The sequence below is a fragment of the Winogradskyella sp. genome, assembly GCF_028289625.1.
Lineage (GTDB): Bacteria > Bacteroidota > Bacteroidia > Flavobacteriales > Flavobacteriaceae > Winogradskyella.
On record NZ_JANQOM010000084.1, the window covers coordinates 13,001 to 31,031 of the forward strand.

At 34.6% G+C, this 18,031-nt stretch carries 21 protein-coding genes; 7 read left to right on the forward strand and 14 right to left on the reverse strand.

Translation table 11 applies throughout. The features are described 5' to 3' along the window. Window positions 1-70: 70 nt before the first annotated feature. The 6 genes from dnaN to Q0992_RS15605 all read right to left on the reverse strand — a co-directional run bounded on the left by dnaN (window position 71) and on the right by Q0992_RS15605 (window position 5,455). Window positions 71-1,189, reverse strand: a complete 1,119-nt coding sequence (gene dnaN / locus Q0992_RS15580) for a DNA polymerase III subunit beta (protein ID WP_299526582.1) — start codon at window positions 1,187-1,189, stop codon at window positions 71-73. A gap of 158 nt (window positions 1,190-1,347) precedes the next feature. After that, complete coding sequence (gene gldG / locus Q0992_RS15585; RefSeq protein WP_299526585.1) at window positions 1,348-3,036, reverse strand: gliding motility-associated ABC transporter substrate-binding protein GldG; 1,689 nt, start codon at window positions 3,034-3,036, stop codon at window positions 1,348-1,350. Then, window positions 3,023-3,535, reverse strand: coding sequence for a hypothetical protein (locus tag Q0992_RS15590; RefSeq protein WP_299526588.1), 513 nt, complete (start codon window positions 3,533-3,535; stop codon window positions 3,023-3,025). Before Q0992_RS15590 ends, gldG begins: the two co-directional genes overlap by 14 nt. Further along, complete coding sequence (gene gldF, locus Q0992_RS15595; protein ID WP_299526591.1) at window positions 3,532-4,254, reverse strand: gliding motility-associated ABC transporter permease subunit GldF; 723 nt, start codon at window positions 4,252-4,254, stop codon at window positions 3,532-3,534. The genes Q0992_RS15590 and gldF overlap by 4 nt, the downstream gene beginning before the upstream one ends. Window positions 4,255-4,319: 65 nt before the next feature. Further along, window positions 4,320-4,616, reverse strand: coding sequence for a putative quinol monooxygenase (locus tag Q0992_RS15600; protein WP_299526594.1), 297 nt, complete (start codon window positions 4,614-4,616; stop codon window positions 4,320-4,322). A 2-nt stretch (window positions 4,617-4,618) separates the two neighbouring features. After that, window positions 4,619-5,455: an SAM-dependent chlorinase/fluorinase gene (locus tag Q0992_RS15605; RefSeq protein WP_299526596.1), complete on the reverse strand. Its 837-nt coding sequence runs from the start codon at window positions 5,453-5,455 to the stop codon at window positions 4,619-4,621. Window positions 5,456-5,574: 119 nt separating this feature from the next. On the opposite strand from Q0992_RS15605, the gene Q0992_RS15610 reads away from it, so the two are divergent. The 3 genes from Q0992_RS15610 to Q0992_RS15620 are packed head-to-tail and all read left to right on the forward strand — an operon-like array spanning window position 5,575 to window position 8,059. Continuing rightward, entirely contained in the window at window positions 5,575-6,528 is a 954-nt protein-coding gene (locus Q0992_RS15610; protein ID WP_299526599.1) for a PhoH family protein, read from the forward strand. A 38-nt stretch (window positions 6,529-6,566) separates the two neighbouring features. Continuing rightward, complete coding sequence (locus Q0992_RS15615; RefSeq protein ID WP_299526602.1) at window positions 6,567-7,088, forward strand: phosphohydrolase; 522 nt, start codon at window positions 6,567-6,569, stop codon at window positions 7,086-7,088. Window positions 7,089-7,105: 17 nt separating this feature from the next. Continuing rightward, window positions 7,106-8,059 (forward strand): phosphoribosylaminoimidazolesuccinocarboxamide synthase, encoded by a 954-nt coding sequence (locus Q0992_RS15620; protein WP_299526605.1) that lies wholly within the window; start codon window positions 7,106-7,108, stop codon window positions 8,057-8,059. A 4-nt stretch (window positions 8,060-8,063) separates the two neighbouring features. On the opposite strand, the gene Q0992_RS15625 is transcribed toward Q0992_RS15620, so the two are convergent. From Q0992_RS15625 to rlmD, 7 genes are read right to left on the reverse strand one after another with little or no spacing between them, the layout of a single operon-like run. Then, window positions 8,064-8,456, reverse strand: coding sequence for a hypothetical protein (locus tag Q0992_RS15625; protein WP_299526608.1), 393 nt, complete (start codon window positions 8,454-8,456; stop codon window positions 8,064-8,066). Next, on the reverse strand, window positions 8,453-8,983 hold the full coding sequence (locus Q0992_RS15630; RefSeq protein WP_299526610.1) for a DinB family protein: 531 nt from the start codon (window positions 8,981-8,983) through the stop codon (window positions 8,453-8,455). The genes Q0992_RS15625 and Q0992_RS15630 overlap by 4 nt, the downstream gene beginning before the upstream one ends. Window positions 8,984-9,025: 42 nt before the next feature. Then, window positions 9,026-10,210 (reverse strand): FAD-dependent oxidoreductase, encoded by a 1,185-nt coding sequence (locus tag Q0992_RS15635; RefSeq protein WP_299526612.1) that lies wholly within the window; start codon window positions 10,208-10,210, stop codon window positions 9,026-9,028. Between the two features lie 29 nt (window positions 10,211-10,239). Further along, window positions 10,240-10,998, reverse strand: coding sequence for a DUF6048 family protein (locus tag Q0992_RS15640; RefSeq protein WP_299526614.1), 759 nt, complete (start codon window positions 10,996-10,998; stop codon window positions 10,240-10,242). Continuing rightward, entirely contained in the window at window positions 10,964-11,569 is a 606-nt protein-coding gene (locus Q0992_RS15645; protein ID WP_299526617.1) for a DUF6452 family protein, read from the reverse strand. Before Q0992_RS15645 ends, Q0992_RS15640 begins: the two co-directional genes overlap by 35 nt. Beyond that, on the reverse strand, window positions 11,562-13,058 hold the full coding sequence (locus tag Q0992_RS15650; RefSeq protein WP_299526620.1) for a TlpA disulfide reductase family protein: 1,497 nt from the start codon (window positions 13,056-13,058) through the stop codon (window positions 11,562-11,564). Before Q0992_RS15650 ends, Q0992_RS15645 begins: the two co-directional genes overlap by 8 nt. Then, a complete protein-coding gene (gene rlmD / locus Q0992_RS15655; protein WP_299526623.1) occupies window positions 13,055-14,518 on the reverse strand; it encodes a 23S rRNA (uracil(1939)-C(5))-methyltransferase RlmD in 1,464 nt (487 codons plus the stop codon). The genes Q0992_RS15650 and rlmD overlap by 4 nt, the downstream gene beginning before the upstream one ends. 234 nt (window positions 14,519-14,752) lie before the next feature. Here rlmD and Q0992_RS15660 point away from each other — a divergent pair, with 234 nt between their 5' ends. The 4 genes from Q0992_RS15660 (at window position 14,753) to rocD (ending at window position 17,640) form a co-directional block, all read left to right on the forward strand. After that, on the forward strand, window positions 14,753-15,259 hold the full coding sequence (locus Q0992_RS15660; RefSeq protein WP_299526626.1) for a hypothetical protein: 507 nt from the start codon (window positions 14,753-14,755) through the stop codon (window positions 15,257-15,259). Continuing rightward, window positions 15,260-15,811 (forward strand): RNA polymerase sigma factor, encoded by a 552-nt coding sequence (locus Q0992_RS15665; RefSeq protein ID WP_299526629.1) that lies wholly within the window; start codon window positions 15,260-15,262, stop codon window positions 15,809-15,811. After that, the gene (locus Q0992_RS15670; RefSeq protein WP_299526632.1) at window positions 15,801-16,187 is read left to right on the forward strand and encodes a DUF6768 family protein; all 387 of its coding nucleotides are present in this window, start codon (window positions 15,801-15,803) and stop codon (window positions 16,185-16,187) included. The genes Q0992_RS15665 and Q0992_RS15670 overlap by 11 nt, the downstream gene beginning before the upstream one ends. Window positions 16,188-16,359: 172 nt before the next feature. Further along, the gene (rocD, locus tag Q0992_RS15675) at window positions 16,360-17,640 is read left to right on the forward strand and encodes an ornithine--oxo-acid transaminase (RefSeq protein WP_299526634.1); all 1,281 of its coding nucleotides are present in this window, start codon (window positions 16,360-16,362) and stop codon (window positions 17,638-17,640) included. Here the strand turns inward: rocD and Q0992_RS15680 are convergent. Continuing rightward, window positions 17,637-17,990, reverse strand: coding sequence for a DUF2752 domain-containing protein (locus Q0992_RS15680; protein ID WP_299526636.1), 354 nt, complete (start codon window positions 17,988-17,990; stop codon window positions 17,637-17,639). The genes rocD and Q0992_RS15680 overlap by 4 nt on opposite strands. Window positions 17,991-18,031 lie beyond the last annotated feature (41 nt).

Genomic DNA, 18,031 nt, shown 5'->3' on the forward strand with positions numbered 1-18,031 from the left:
TTGTTCAAGAGATAATAGAAAAGGCTCATCGAATTCGATGAGCCTTTTTTGAAATGTATTTATATCTCTTTTAGTTATTGAGCATTACTGGCATTACAAGCATGGTAATATGTTCGCCTTCATCAAGGCCATCAATAGGTGTTAAGATACCCGCTCTGTTTGGTAAACTCATTTCTAACTGTACATCATCAGAATTTAAGTTATTGATCATTTCGGTTAAAAAACGCGAGTTAAATCCTATTTGCATATCATCTCCCTGATAATCGCAGCTTAGACGTTCTTCGGCCTTATTACTGTAATCGATATCTTCTGCAGAAATGTTTAGTTCAGCCCCAGCTATTTTTAAACGAATTTGATGCGTAGTTTTATTGGAGAAGATACTAACGCGGCGCACGGAATTTAAAAACTGTGTTCGGCCAATAACCAATTTATTTGGATTTTCTCTTGGGATAACCGCTTCATAGTTTGGATACTTGCCATCAATTAAACGGCAAATTAATACAGAGTTGTCAAATGTAAACCGAGCATTAGATTCGTTATATTCTACCAATACATCCTCATCACTGCCTGCTAAAATGCCTTTTAAAAGATTCAAAGGTTTCTTGGGCATTATGAACTCTGCAGATTCGGTGGCACTCACATCCTTACGCGTATACTTTACTAATTTATGAGCATCTGTAGCTACAAAAGTTAAATCGTCTTGAGAAAACTGAAAGAAAACACCACTCATCACAGGTCTTAAATCATCATTACCAGCAGCAAAAATTGTTTTGCTTATAGCAGTAGCCAAGATATCTCCCATAATGTTTGTTTTGCTGGCATCTTCAACCGTAACAGCATTAGGGAACTCAGCGCCATCAGCATAGGCTAGAGCGTATTTTCCATGATTAGAACTGATTTCAACCGTATTGTTCTCTTCAGCAACAAAGGTCAATGGCTGTTCTGGGAAGGTTTTTAAGGTATCCAATAATAATCGCGCAGGCAAAGCAATACTGCCTTCAGAATCACTTTCCACATTAATCGTAGAAGACATTGTCGTTTCTAAATCGCTTGCAGAAACCGTTAATTTCGATTGACTTAGCTCAAATAAAAAGTTATCTAAGATTGGAAGTGTATTGCTATTGTTAATAACACCACCTAAGACTTGGAGTTGCTTTAATAAATATGTACTTGAAACAATAAATTTCATGCGCTGAATATGTAATTTTTAAAGTTTAGGTTTATCCTACAAATATATCCCAATAGAAGGGTTTTATAAAACAAACTTATTAACATTTATTCTTGCGTGCCACACTGAGCTTGTTGAAGTGAAAGCAGGAAATCTTTTAATGTAGAAAAAGAATGATTTTAGGTATATTTTTTCTTTCTAAAATAGTTAAAAGCAAATCCAAAACATCCTAGTATTATCAGAGGTAAAGCAATAGTAATCAGTTGCCATTTTACTTTATTGTTTTTAATCTTATCTGAATCTAAATAGGCAATATTAATTTCTTTGGCTCTTATGTTTATAAGTCCTGTATCATCCAAGAGATAATTCACTGTATTTAATAAGAATTCTGTATTTCCATAAACACGTCCTGAAACTTCGTCTAACCCTAATTTAATAGGTCGATTTCTACGAACGCTGTTTTTTATAATATCACCATCAGAGATGACTACCATTTTGGTAGGTTTGCTCTTGGGTTTGAAGTCCTTCAATTTAAAAGGCAATACCATTTGGTCATAAACAGATGTAAACTCACCTTCGAGTAAAACCGCTAAATTTTGTGAACCTGAATTAAAACTTGCTTCCTCCGGTGCTTTGGTGACTTCGGATAGCGAAATTATGGTCGGTGTCCCTTCTAGTTTTGATTTTGGCGAGCTTTGCAATAAAATGGTTTTGGTTACTTCATTTTTTAAGGTGTCTATTGGGCTTGCAAAATCATATTTAATGATGTCGAGATGTTTAGTAATCGGGTGACTAGAATTTGATATGGCCAAAGGGGAATACTGCCATTGCAATGGTTGAAGCGGATTGCCTTCGCCAATAGATAATAGTATTGGTGCGGAGTACAAGTCCTTAACTAGGCTCGGATTGATTCGAACACCATATTTGAAGAAGAAATTTGTTAAGTTAAGCTCTCTTATAGTAGAAACAGAACTTCCGGTTTCGTTATAGAGACTGTCTTTGTCCATCACAACAGATTCGGTAAGCCATAGACTTTTTCCACCGTTCATAGTGTACTGATCTAAAACTAATTTTTCGCTTTCGGTAAATGCTTCAGTAGGCTTTGCAGAAATGATTAAATCAAATTGCTTTAATTGATTCAAAGCCTTCACTGGAGTCACGGCTACACTATCCAAAGTAAAAAACCCAATATTATAGTAGGGCTGTAACGTTTTTAAGAAATCATTGAGGTATTTGGTCGTAATTCTTCCGTCTGAATTTAAATCATCGAGTTGGCCGTTACCTTTAAGAAAGGCAATTGTTTTTGTTTTTCCTTTAATCAACTTACTAAAGCCATCTGCAAAAGCATACTCTAAGCCTTGCACCGAATTGTTGATTTGCTCTTGGAGGCCTTCGGTGATGCTTCGCTTTAACAATGGAATTTTTACTGTTTGATTATTATAGCTCGCAAAAGCCCATGGAAAAATAAGCTCTTGGGTGACTTTGCCAGTGCTATTATCGGTATTGATATAGGGTTCTAATCCTGATTTGGTTAATTCTTCAATATTCCGTTGGCGTTTGGTTTCATCTTCTAAAGGATCTATATAATTGACCTTTATTTTATTGGTTTGTAGCTGAAGCTCTTCGATAATTTGCCGTACTTCAGTGCGTAACAATCTAAACTCTGAAGGAAAGTCGCCTTCTAAAAACACATCAATGATAAGCGGCGCATCAATCTCTTGAACTAAACTTTTAGTAGTATTTGAAAGCGTGTAACGTTTATCCTTAGTCAAGTCATAACGACCATAAATTTGGCTAGAAATTGCATTAATAACAATTAAGCCTACAATTACTGCCAATATGTAGATGATGGTCTTATTGCTTTTCATTTTCCTCAGCTTTCTTTTCGAAGGTAATTTCTTCTTGATAATGATTTAAAGCGATAACTTTATCCTTTTCAAACGTAATTTCTACACATTCCTTTTGGTCATTAAAAGCACCAGGTTCTATACCAAGCGCATAATTCCATTTATTCTTGTCATGAGCTTTTAGGTCATCATCCCACGTTAACCATTCGTAATTACCCATGAGTTTAGAAACAGTATTCTTCGAAAGACCAATTAAAGTATCGGAAGCAATGGTTTCATCAATCATTTCGTAGCGCAGAGCTGGTTTCTCAATCCAAGCCTCGCTGTTAAAATACTTCTGGTGATGGTAATTACTAACAATATTTATAAAAGGATAAAACATGTAGAAGTACACAAAAGGGGTTAGGATTAAACTGATTATGGCGGTTAACCACTTGCGTTTATCAACAGTATTCAAAAACAAGAATAATAGCGCAAAGACTATAATCATTGAAATCACTAAAAAAGGGGTAATTATCATCGTTTTTGAATTCTGAGTGTTGTGAATAATAAAAATGTGATGGCTATACTCATAAAATAAACTAAATCTCGCGTATCGATCACACCTCTACTCATACTATTGTAATGCGAAGACATACCTAGGTTCTCTATATAAATTAGATTTCCAAAGACATTGTAGCTAGAAAGTCCTTCGAAGCCAAAATACATAAAGAAACATATAAACACAGCAATAATAAAGGTTACGATCTGATTGTCTGAAAGGGTAGAAGCAAACACACCAATAGCGGTGTAAGAGGCTATCAGAAACAACAATCCAAAATACGAACCTGTGGTGCTCCCCATATCGAGAGTGCGTTCTGAACTTCCTAATTCTGATACGCTGTATGCATATAGCAGTGTTGGGATTAAAGCTAGAGTGATAAGTACAATAGCTCCAAGATATTTACCCAATACAATTTGAAAATGTGAAATCGGTTTAGTCACCAATAACTCTAAGGTCCCTTGCTTTTTTTCGTCACTAAAACTACGCATAGTAACTGCTGGAACAAGGAATATGAGGATCCAAGGTGCCAATAAAAAGAAAGATGATAAACTGGCAATACCATTATTAAAAATGTTGAATTCACTTTTAAAAACCCAAAGAAACAACCCATTTAATAATAAAAATACACCAATAACCAAATAGCCGATTGGTGACGCAAAGAAGGTATTTATTTCTTTTTTTAAGATGGCTAGCATATTCTTCAGTTTTTGGTCTCAGTTTTCAGTCTCAGTACTTTTGTTTACTATGACTGTTAACTGTTTTACTCCAGCGAAGCGAGCTTATTTACACTCCAGGCTTCAGGTTTAGCATTGAATAATATTTTGGTCTTTGCCCAAACAGATTTAAATAAATCGGAATGTCTATAGTTTTCTAAACTCGCCTCAGAATTCCAATAACTATACGTAAAAAAAATATTTGTATTGTTCTGATCGCGATACAATTCCAAAAAATCACAGCCTTCGAAATTTCGAATTTTGTTTTTATTGGCCTCAAAATTAGACAAGAATTCGTCAATTCTTGATGGTTCAAAACTCATTTTTACAATTCTTACTAACAATGTTACGATTTTAAAAAGTTAACGGTTACGGTGTCCATAGTCTTTAATCCCATCAATGTAGAGGCACTACCTACTGTACTACAATTGCTTTTGTAAACAGCAATTTCTAAATAGCCAGAGGAGTTAAAAACCACAAGACCTTTGCCTTCGTCATTACGTTTAGATTCTTCGATATCAAAATTTACAATATCACTATATCTATTGTAGATTTTTCTAAACTTATGGTTTCGTGCCGAGATTTCATAATCGCGTGTTTTCTGAACCTCTTCAAAAAATTTCTTTTTAATATTGGTAACAACATTGCCATAATTATCTATGTAAATAACACTACCTATAATTTGATTTTTTTCGTCGTTAACAAACGGAATTAAATTTTTGATGGGTTTAATAGTGTTAATAACTTTTCCGATGACTTCCAAAGTTCCACCTCTTGCAATATGGCAAGCTACTTTTACAAACACATCCAAAACCGGAAAATTGGATTCTATTTTGTCATGAATATTAATCTCAACAATTTTTTCGGGTACTATTTCCGCACAGATCATACTCATAATACCATTATTAGCACATATAAAGTAATGATCATCTAACTTAACCGCAATATGCTTATTTTCAGGGTTTAACTCAGAATCAATTCCTATGATGTGAATGGTGCCTTTAGGAAAACTACTATAAGCATTCAAGATAATGTAAGCCGCTTCGGAAATATTAAAAGGTGACACAGAGTGCGATACATCGACAATTTTAATATCTGACAATTCACTATAAATGGCACCCTTAATCGCTCCAGCAAAGTGATCTTTTTCTCCAAAATCCGTGGTTAAAGTGATAATGGCCATAGATTAATTGTTGATATTTTTTTTAGAATTGAGGATGTAAAATTGTTAGATTTGTTTGTACGCTAGCGTTACGCAAAACTAAGAAAAGAAAACAGATTAACACTAAATTCAGTAGCCTTTTGAATGAACTTATTCTAGAACTCGAAGAAATAACTCCCAAAGAATTCTTCGGTGCCCAAAATGCCAATATTGAACTTCTCAAAAAATACTATCCAAAATTAAAAATCGTTGCTCGCGGCAATAAAATCAAGGCCTATGGCGATGAAGATTTATTAGAGGAATTTGATACACGAATGATGATGCTCATGAAGCATTTTGGTAAGTATAATAAACTTGATGAAAATGTTATTGAGCGCATATTAACCAGTAACAGTAGTGAAGATTATTCTACCTCTGCCAAAAGTGGTGAAGTCATTGTGCATGGTGTAGGAGGCAAGCTTATAAAAGCACAAACGGTTAATCAACGCAAATTGGTTGAGAGTATTCGCAAGAATGATATGGTGTTTGCGATTGGTCCAGCAGGTACTGGTAAAACCTATACAGGCGTGGCATTGGCAGTACAAGCACTTAAAAATAAGGAGGTAAAACGTATCATACTAACTCGTCCAGCGGTTGAAGCTGGTGAAAATCTTGGGTTTTTACCTGGTGATTTAAAAGAGAAGCTAGACCCTTATATGCAACCGTTATACGATGCATTGCGCGATATGATTCCACACGAGAAGTTAGATAACTATATTGAAAAAGGTGTCATACAAATAGCACCTTTAGCCTTTATGCGTGGTCGCACATTAGACAATGCTTTTGTCATTTTAGATGAAGGCCAAAATACAACACACGCACAGATGAAAATGTTTTTAACGCGTATGGGCATGAATGCTAAGTTTTTATTAACTGGAGATCCAGGTCAGGTCGATTTACCACGTAGAACGATTTCAGGATTGAAAGAAGCATTACTCGTTTTGAAGAATGTTGAAGGCATAGGTATGGTCTATCTCGATGATAAAGATGTCATCCGTCATAAGCTGGTAAAGAAAGTCATCGCAGCATATAAGAGTATAGAGAATAGGGATTAGTTGAATCTCCGTCTCTATCTAAATTGTCTATGAATGTTATGGGTATATTGGACAGAACAAAAGAATATGCAGTTAAAAAGCATAAAGAAGTAAATCAAAAATATGATGGTTTTGATTATGATTTCCATTTAAATATGGTTTTCAAAACAGCTCAAAAATTTATTCACTTAGTTGAATTTGATGAACAAGAGAATGTCTTAGCAGCATGTTGGGTTCATGATATAATAGAGGATGCAAGAGAGACTTATAATGATGTAAGAAAAGAAACCAATGAAACAATAGCAGAACTTGCTTACGCCCTAACTAATGAAAAGGGTCGCACCAGAGCAGAAAGAGCTAATGATAAGTATTATAAAGGAATAAGAGAAACTAAGAACGCCTCGTTCATTAAATTTTGTGACAGAATAGCAAATGTTACCCATTCTAAAAATAAAGGGTCAAGAATGTATGGTGTTTACAGAAAGGAGAATGAACATTTTATTTCAAAGATTTATGTCCCAGAATGTGAGGAGATATCAGAGTATTTAAGAAGAATGTTTGATGAGGCACTTGTGAGTTAGATTAATTAGAGATTTAAATGAGCAATACTATAATAGATACTAATTTTAATTTCCCTAATCAAAAAAGTGTATACAAAGGAAAGGTCAGGGAAGTTTACAGCATAAATGATGAGCAATTAGTAATGATTGCAACGGATAGACTTAGCGCCTTCGATGTAGTGATGCCAAAGGGCATTCCATACAAAGGACAAATCCTGAATCAGATTGCTACCAAAATGATGAAAGAGACTGAGGATTTGGTGCCCAATTGGTTAGTAGCGACTCCAGATCCTAATGTTGCCATTGGACATTTGTGCGAGCCCTTTAAAGTTGAAATGGTCATTAGAGGCTACATGTCTGGTCATGCAGCGCGAGAATACAAAGCAGGAAAGCGAATGCTCTGCGGAGTACCAATGGCAGAAGGCATGAAAGAGAACGACAAGTTTCCAGAACCTATAATCACTCCTGCAACTAAGGCAGAACAAGGTAATCATGATGAAGATATCTCAAGAGAAGAGATATTGAAACGAGGCATCGTTTCTGAATCGGATTATCTGATTCTTGAATATTATACCAGAAAATTGTTTCAACGTGGTACTGAGATTGCTACCAAACGCGGATTGATTTTAGTAGATACCAAGTACGAATTTGGTAAAACTAAAGAAGGAAAAATTGTCTTAATCGACGAAATCCACACACCAGATTCTTCGCGCTATTTCTATGCTGACGGTTATCAAGAACGCCAGGATAGAGGAGAAGCGCAGAAACAGCTCTCTAAGGAATTTGTGCGTCAGTGGTTGATTAGTAATGGCTTTCAAGGCTTAGAAGGGCAAACCGTACCTTTTATGAGCGACGACTATATTGAAACGGTTAGCGATCGTTATATCGAACTTTACGAAAACATTACTGGTGAGACCTTTATAAAAGCGGATGTCACAAATATTCAAAGTCGAATAGAAGCTAATGTTTTAGATTATTTTAGACGTGTTTAATGTTCTATTTGTTGATTAAAATAGGAATAGTAAGTACAGTCACAATTTCATCCAAGTCTGATTCGACTATATAAAAATTAGCCAATCTTTTAAGTTGTTTTTCAAGCACTGATTGCTTGTTGAATTTGCAAGTTGAAGCGACAGTATCTTTTATAATAGATTTTAAATTTTTATTGATTTTTAATTTGAAGTAAATTTTACATTTATCTGAAATTGTTTGCCTAGAGACTGTATCTACAATTTTTTCAATACTCGGATATATCAATAACTTTAGATTTTCTATTCCGTATTTTTTATCGGAAAATTCAAGTATACTTGAATCAACTTTAGTGGCTTTTTGAGCTGATAAGTGAAAGCTTATAATGAACATTATTATTAAGATGCTATTTTTTTTCATAGCTGATATTTCATTCTCAAAGTCTCATTATGATGCGCCACATGATGTGCCGTCCACATAATAATTTCGCGAACTGGCATTTTGCCCATTAAAGGATGTGGCAAGATTAAATTATCCAGATGCTTATCACTCATCTTTTTGGTTTTGTATTGCAGCTTTTTACTTTCGGTTTGTAGCCTATTGAGTATGTAGCTCTTGTCACTTAATGGTGGGATTTTCATGTTTTGGGAGCCCTTGTAGGTTTTTCCTTTTGCCTGTTCAAGACGTTCTTGGTAGCGTTGGGTTATGGCATCATAATTCCTTACAGCTCGATTAGCCGTTCCAAATTTGTAGCGTAATAAAAACTTTGGCATGCTTAAGGCATTATTTAGAGGCTTTATACTTTGCAATAAATGTAGCGCATGTTGACCTGTAGTCCATTTGCCTTTAGGACCTGTTGTCCAAGATTCGTCAGGTTGTTGTTTTAACCAATTAATAAGCTTCGTATGTTTTTCGTCAATTAAATCGGCGATGGCTTCTTTATCCATAGACGTAATTTTGATAAAGAAAAGATAGGAATTTTTTAGAAATTAACTTACCATTTCCTCGACAGCACGTTTTGCAGACCTTACAGCTGTATGCACACTACTCCAATCTTCGCCGTTTGTGTACGCATCTCCTGCAAAATAAAGTTTGTTATTAACAGATTGCCCTAGTGTTCTCAACAATTGCCAGTTTTCTTGGTCCCTTATATAGGCAGCTTGGGCATAAGGCTCGGCATTCCAATTTTGTACAATATGGTCTAAATAACCATTACTAGCTATGTTGTTGCCAAAAATTGTATCTAATTCATTTAATATGTAATCGCGTTGTGCATTACCAGACAAGTTTTGATATTGTTCTGCCTGTTGACCTACTGAAAATAATCCCAATATATTATCGGATGTGTTTTGCGCATATGCTGCATCATAATAAATCCGCTGGCCTTGGTCTGTTTCACTATCTGGTAGTCCTAGATATGCACCATAAAATTTAGATGTAAATTTGAAAAAGGCCTTAAAACCTCCCCAAACCTCCACATTATTAATAGCTTGTTGCTTGTTATTTGGTAGTTCAGGTGTAAAGTTAATAACAGCGTTTTGTAAAATTTTAACTGGAACAGCTACAATGACTTTTTCAGCAGTAAATGTTTGCCCATTAGAAGAGGTTACAATAACGTCATTTGAACTATAATCGATACCTGTAATTGGCGTGTTGTAGATAATGTTATTTTGAATACTCGGTAAAACATAGGTTTCAAAAAAGCCTAACCAACTAGAACCAACAAACTTTAAGTCTTGGGATCCACCGATATTACCAAGTGTTGTTTCTGTTATTGTATTACCATCCCATTCTTGAACCAGATCAGAATTATTATAGCCTTGTGTCTCAGTTGTGATAGTAACAGAGGCATCATTTACAATTTCTGGTAAAATTGAACTAGCAACATGAATCCATTCACCACCCATAGAAATAGGGAAATTGGAAAACGCTGTATTGTGCTTTATCCGCCCACCATAAGATGAATTTGCTTCAATGATTTGGAAATTAATGCCTTGCTGAGCTAGTAAGTAACCAGCAGCCATACCAGCTGGTCCTGCACCAATAATAATGACAGATTCAGGTGGATTATTATTAGAATTGGTATTAGAACTGCTACATGAAGATATTACCGACTGTAGCGGAAATGAAATACCTAACAATCCACATAATTTTAGGAATTCATTTCTTTTCATATGAGTTATTTTTAAATTCTTGAAGCTATTTATTCATCCGCTTCTTTCTCTTGGATAACGACTTTGTCTTTTTTAAAGATAGGGACTAAATACGATAAGTTAAATCCAAACCCTGCTCCAAAACGACCACTATCATAGGTGCGATTAAACCCAGGGATATAAAGGTTTTCAAAATTATCGGGAACAGTCTCAGTAATTAGACCTTTTAGCTGTACATTAATCCCAGCGAAGAAATTATTAAAAAGTTCTGCTTTAAGCCCAATAATTATTTCTATCCAAAATGCTGTTAGACCACTGAACTCGGTACCTTCTTCAACTACAAACTGCTCATTCCAGTATTGATTATTGACATTATAAACATTAAAACTGTTAAGTGTTTGACTAAAGGTACTGGCTCCACCTCTAAACCCAATATAAATCATATTTTCCATATCGAGCCAGTTTTTGTAGAAATTTAAATCTATACCACCTTTAAAATAACTGCCTTTAGTAGTATTGTTTAATACCTCGTCATCTATGGTACGCTCTTCGTTGCCAATTTCACCTGCCAAGTAAATCCGTTTCGTTAACCGATAATCGCCCATAAGTTCAAAACCAGTATAATTGTCATCAATAAATGTACGTACTAGTTTACTCATATCGGCACCTAAACGTAGGCCATACTTTTGCTTGTAAACTAGAGTGTCTTTTACAGTCTTCTTTTCTTCTTGGGCAAAAGCTATTGCAGAAAATAAAAGTAGTACTGAAATGCTCTTAATGAAAGATGCGAACATGTGTTGTATTTTCATTTTCTAAGTTTTGTACATCTATTTCTATACTGCTTATCCAATTGTCGCCATCATTATCTACAGTAACGTCTATAGCGTTAAAGATACTTTTATAACCACATGCCCTTGATACATATTCAAATTGTGGAACATAGGAGATTTCTATTATATCAACATTAGAAGTTCCTGATTCATCTAGGCGTAAATTGGTATTTCTTTCTAGTATAAATCTTGTTCTAACCCGTTCTTCATTTAAACCATCATCGATGCGCAAAGGTAAATCTATAGCATTGCGATTAATATCAAAAATAAAAGTTCCATCAGACAATTCGAGTATGCCGTCAGTGACTTCTGTAGGTTCAATAGGATTGCCATCAGAATCAGTAATTAAGCCTTCTCCGTATGCTGTTAAACGTGGAACACTTCTTAAATCCTCTGGACTTGTTGCATCATAAAATTCAATAAAAAGTCTGGGTGTAGTTGGCGTAGTTTCAGCACATATATCATCGCGCTCACAAGCAAATAAAGTGATAATAATTGCAGAAAAAACTATAATCAAAAACGTACACTTTGTAATGGTCTTGCTATTCATTCTCGTTATTTAGCAATTTATCAATAATTTCTGAAGTGATAGGTTCACTAGGCCTGTAGGCAAAATCAGATTGTACCATATTTCCTTTCTGGTCAATTATAGTATATGTAGGAAAACCAAAAGCTTTCATTTGAGGGGCTAAAGTAAGGGCTGCGGTATCATTAATGAAGTAATGTTTTCCTATAAGGTTATATTTATTTATAAGTGGCTTCCATTGTTCCTCTTTAGACTGATAGCATAAATAGATGTATTCTAACTGATCGCCATATTTTTTTTTAAAGCTAGGTAGACCATATTTAAATTCACTACGACATGGAGCACACCAAGTAGCCCAGTGGTCTATGTAAATCACCTTACCATTTGCATTAGCTATTATTTCGTCTAAGTAGTCTTTTGGATTTTCTGAGTTGAAGGTCAAAAGCTCAATGCCATCTGTGATTTCTGCATTTTCTAAGGATGCTTTTATCGTGTAATATGTTTCAAATACTGATTTGCCCAGCTCTGAATCTCCATACACTGATCGAAGCTCTTTTTCTTCCCTTTCAATAAAACTTATATCCATGCCATCCAAGTCCGATTTTATACGATCAGTTATTGCCAATTGACTCAGAACAGGGTTATTTAAGAAATCGCTTTTTAATTGCCGTAATGTAAGTGAATCAATTGTATTACGGGTCATCTTTTCTTTTCTTGGGTTTACTTTGTCGTAATAGTGAAACAATAATTGATTACCTAAGGTTGAAATTTGACCATTAATAAAAATATCTGAATTTAACTTTGGTAAATTTTCAATGATGCTAAAGAAATTATCGGCATAGGTAATATTACTTGCTTTTTCTCTATTATACATTCTAAAATACATAGGAAACTCTAATACTTTTTGAGTTGGTACTAAATGTTGCTCAACATTTAACCACTTCAATAAAGAACTATTCAAATCAGGATTTTTCTTTTTAAAACTTTTTATGTAATCGTTTCTTAGCTTAAAGACGCTATCGTGATAAGTTAAGAAGTTATCATACGTTAGATTTTGATAATTATCATAATATCCATTTAAGATGGTATCGTTTTTTCTGAATCTATGTAAGTCTTTATTTAGGGCAGTCCCATCACCGCCCAAGATTATGGAGGCATAAAGCTCACTACTGGTGTTATGGTTGGCATCAATAGAAAATGAAATAGAATCTCCTTGATTTAATATAAGCGTTGTCCAATTTTTAAAATAGAAATTTACATCTTGCTGATAGGGTAGTTTAAATTCTTTTTTAAAATTACCTAAGCTATCTATTTCTAGCTTTAAAGACTGTTGTTGCAATATATTATTATAATAATACATTGTCACAGTTTTTTCCATTTTGGTGGGATTATAATTTCTAATCTTACCAACAACAATAGTCTTTGTTTTTTTACTGTCATTCTCATTTTGGGAACTGTCAGACTGACAACTATAAATGAGTAATAGTATCAACAATAATTTTAGGTACTTCATGAATTGTTTTCTTTTTCGAACAAAACTACAGTTTCAATATGCGCTGTATGTGGAAATTGATCCACCAAACTAAACTTTTTTATTTGATATCCTGCAAGCATCAATTGCTCGGCATCTCTTGCTTGGGTAGCAGGATTACAAGATACATAAACCAAACGTTCCGCGTTGAGGTTTATTATTTTTTTTAGGGTTTTAGGAGCAATACCTGCACGAGCAGGATCTAGTATTAAAGTTCGAATCTTATTAACGTATTCTGAATGCTCATTTAAAAACTTACCGACATCGGCAGTGTAGAATTCCAAGCCTTGAATATTGTTGCGCTTTGCATTTTCTTTGGCATCTTTAATAGCCGAAGCCACAATGTCAACACCAATGATTTTTGTGTTATCTGCTCTGCTGGCAATAATCTGTCCAATGGTGCCAGTGCCACAAAATAAGTCCAAGACCACAGAATTATCAATAGCCTCTTTATTTTCTAAGGCGTATTCTACAACTTTACCATATAATTTTTCTGCACATTTAGGATTGGTTTGGAAAAAGCTTTTCATACTGATTTCAAAATCCAAACCAAGAAGCGCTTCTACGATTTTATCTTCGCCGTAAACTAAATTGATACTTCCTGTTGTAGCAATGGTTCTATCACCAATATCGTCATTGATGGTATGTAATACACCAGCGACTCGATTACCGAAGAGTTTTACCAGAAAGCTTACAAATTTGTCTAAATCAAACTTTGGTAAATCGTAGGATGTGGTTACTAAATTGAATAAAAGCTGATTGGTTTTATAAGATTTTCGAACTACGAAGTAGCGGAAAAACCCTTGTTTTTTGGGCGCATGCCATGGTGCTAAATTTGAATTTTCACAATAGGTCCTGATCTTTTTAAGATTGTTTTCCACTTCCGCATCAAATAATCCCGAATCCTTATTTAGATTTTCACCACACCACCATAGACCTCGTCGTTTAAAACCGAGTGTAAATTCATCGACATCTTTCTTTTGTTCCCTATCATAACCAATAGCAGAAAACCCATATTCCATTTTATTGCGATAATGAAACGTATTTGGCGAAGTCACAAATCCATCAAATTTAGTTTCTATATCTAATACTTTCCCAATACGTTTAAAAAGCTCTATTGTACTTTCCTTTTTATAATTATGCTGTATTTTGATAGGAAGCTTAATGTATGGTGCACCTGGGATATCTTGATAAGGCATTTCAATTTCATCATCGGATGGTTTTAGCACATCCAATAATTTACATTCGGCATATGTTTTGCTCGATTTTTTTACCTGAGCCTTAACAAGTTGACCAGGTAGGGTGTTGGGCACAAACACCACAAACTCACCATATTCATTTCTAATGCGACCAATACCTTTTCCACCAAAGGCATAATCTTCTATTAAGATGTCAATGATCTCTCCACGTTTAACAAACTTATTTCGCTCTCGTCTGGGCACTGCTGTTTAAAATTTGAGTGCAAAAGTACATGAATTTTTTAGTTTGAAAATTTACTAGGAATCAAATAAAAAAAATCCATGCACTAACAAAATGTTTACTGAAGTAAGATTAAATTTGATATTTGAGTCAGACCAAAGCTTCATCTTACAGCAAAAATTTAAGGGCATTTTGAACTATCTTTAAATAGTTTAAAATAAAATTGAACCTTTTCAGTTCTTTTCCGTCTTTATAATATGAGAGTCGTAAATATCCATAAACGTAAAATTCATCAACCAAAAGAAAAGGTGTCCCAATTATTTAACACACTAGCTACAAAGGACGACCAGATATGGCCTTACGAAAATTGGCCTGCCATAAAATTTAATAATGGTATACAGATTGGCAGTAAAGGCGGACATGGACGTATTCGTTATACTGTTATTCAACTTATTGAAGGAGAATACATGAAATTTCAATTTTCTAAACCAAAGGGCTTTACTGGCATACATGAATTGAAAGTCAACGCTGTTGATAGTTTAAATACTGAAATAATTCATGAAATTAGAGCTAAAACATCGTTTAAAGCTACGATTTTATGGGTTCTTGTAATTCGTTGGCTTCATGACGCGTTAATTGAAGATGCTTTTGATAAAGTTGAAAACTATTTTACGAATGGTCAAAAAGCCACTGAGCATAGTAGCTGGGTTAAACTTTTGAGGGAAGTCTATAAGAGAAAGTCTTTTAGAACAAAACTTGCGTGATTGAAAACAGACGAACATATAGATAAAGCTTTAGTTGAAGCCTTTAGAACTGGTGATAAAAAAGCATTGGCAACTTTAGTGAAACGTTGGCACAAACAATTCTGCAGTAAAGCGTATTGGATGGTAAATGATAAAGATGCGGCTAAGGACATTGCACAAGATAGTTGGACAACTATAATTCATAAAATAGATACGCTCAATGACCCCAAACGATTTAAATATTGGGCCTTAAGGATTGTGTGTAATAAATCAACGGATTGGTTACGATTACAGGTAAAAAAAAGAAATTCTCCCCTTGATTATGAACTTGAAATTAAGAGTGATGATGGTAATTATTCAGAAAAAGAAGGACTTAAGCGTTTGCTTTTGAAAACGGTGGATGAGCTACCAAAACACCAAAGTATGGTCATTAGACTTTTCTATTTACAATCCTATAGTCTAAAACAAATAAGTGACTTACTTGAAATATCAGTTGGAACAGCGAAATCCAGACTGTTCCATGCAAGAGAAAAATTAAAAACAATTTTAAAAAACAATAATTATGAAAACTAATATGGAAGACATAGACAAATTAATTAAAGAGACATTAACCCAAGAAGAAGCTAAGTTTTACGATGACCTAGATGAGCAAAACCTTTGGCAAATGGTCTTTGGTATATTTAAAGGTAAGAATAGTTGGGTCGTTTACGTAATGAGTATTGTACAGGTTGTTTTCTTTGGACTATTTATTTATTGTGCGATTCAATTTTTTGAAGTAGAAGCCACAAATGATCTCATAAAATGGGGCGTATTTGGAACTCTAGCTTTAATGGCCTCGAGTATGCTTAAGTTATTTTCGTGGATGCAAATGGATAAGAAAGCCATCATTAGAGAAATTAAACGCTTGGAGCTACAAGTTTCATCGCTATCCGGAAAAATCTCAGAATAGGATTTTAATTCGAAAAGAATATTTTGTAATTTGCATCCATCTAGGGATGATTTCTCTCCCACGCTGCTTTTTCAAGGCTTCACCATGACTTCAAAAATGGTACGCTAAGCCTTCGAAGGAATAAAGGTAGAGCAGAAATAGTTGTTTTTGTTATCATTAAAATTTTATTAAAATGGCTGTTTTAGATCACATTTCATCGCAAGAAGCGATGGCACTAGAAAACAAGTATGGAGCGCAAAATTACCATCCCTTACCAGTAGTATTGAGTAAAGGAAAAGGGGTTTATGTTTGGGATGTTGAAGGTAAAAAGTACTATGATTTTTTATCGGCTTATTCTTCTTTGAATCAGGGACATTGCCACCCTAAGATTATCAATGCTATGACAGAACAAGCACAGCGATTAACCTTGACCTCAAGAGCCTTTTATAATGATATGCTAGGGCGTTACGAAAAGTATGCAACCGAGTACTTTAAGTTTGACAAAATGTTGCCAATGAACTCAGGCGCAGAAGCTGTGGAAACAGCTTTGAAGCTTTGTCGTAAATGGGCATATGAAGTTAAAGGGATTGACTTAAATAAAGCTGAAATCATTGTTTGTAAGAATAATTTCCATGGAAGAACTACCACAATCATATCATTTTCTAATGACCCTTTGGCTCGAAAACACTTTGGCCCATATACTGAAGGCTTTATAAAGGTTGAATATGATAATTTGCAAGAATTGGAAGCGGTGTTAAGTACTAATCCAAATATTGCAGGATTTTTGGTAGAACCTATTCAAGGGGAAGCCGGAGTTTATGTGCCGAGCGAAAATTATCTAAAAGAAGCCAAAGCACTTTGTGAGAAATACAATGTTTTGTTTATAGCAGATGAAGTACAAACAGGTATTGCACGTACAGGTAGACTTTTGGCGACTTGTGGCAATTGCACATGTCCCAATAAAGATTGTTCTGGAACACCAGATGTTAAACCAGATATTTTAGTCTTGGGAAAAGCCTTGAGTGGTGGGTTGTATCCTGTATCCGCAGTAATGGCAAGTAACGAAATCATGAATGTTATTCAACCAGGAAATCATGGTAGTACCTTTGGTGGTAATCCAGTAGCAGCAGCTGTGGCCATTGCAGCATTAGAAGTTGTAAAAGATGAAAAACTAGCTAAAAATGCTGATTACCTAGGTAAAGTCTTTAGAGCGGAAATGAATAAATACATTAAGAACAGTACGATTGTTAGTTCTGTGAGAGGTAAAGGTTTATTAAACGCCATTGTTATTAACGATGATGAAGATAGTGATACCGCATGGAATATTTGTCTAAAGCTTAGGGATAATGGTCTTTTGGCAAAACCAACCCATGGTAATATGATTCGTTTTGCGCCACCTTTGGTAATGACTGAAGATCAGTTATTGGATTGTGTATCTATAATTACCAGAACTTTAAAGGAATTCGAAATTTAAGGTGCCAGTTCCGTAAAAGGATAAAGTGGTACGTTTCTCAGAAACCAAAACAATAAGACCAGAATAAGTATGATTTTGGTCACCAAAGTATTGTGAAATAGATTCTTCATGGTTTTGGAAGTGAAATTCGTTAAGAGATAATATATTAACTGATAGATTATAACAAAGCTGGCAAGCAGGATTAAATAATTATGCCTAATGCCTTCTACAATACTACCGTTTAATATTTTATTAATGGCACGTTGACTTCCACAACCAGGACAATGCATACCTGTTAATTGATGAAAGGGGCATTTGGGGAAAGGTGATTCAACTTTGGTAGGATCATAAAAAAAATATAGTGATAGCATTAAACTTAATGCTATCACTATAGTTGAGATTAAAAGAATTT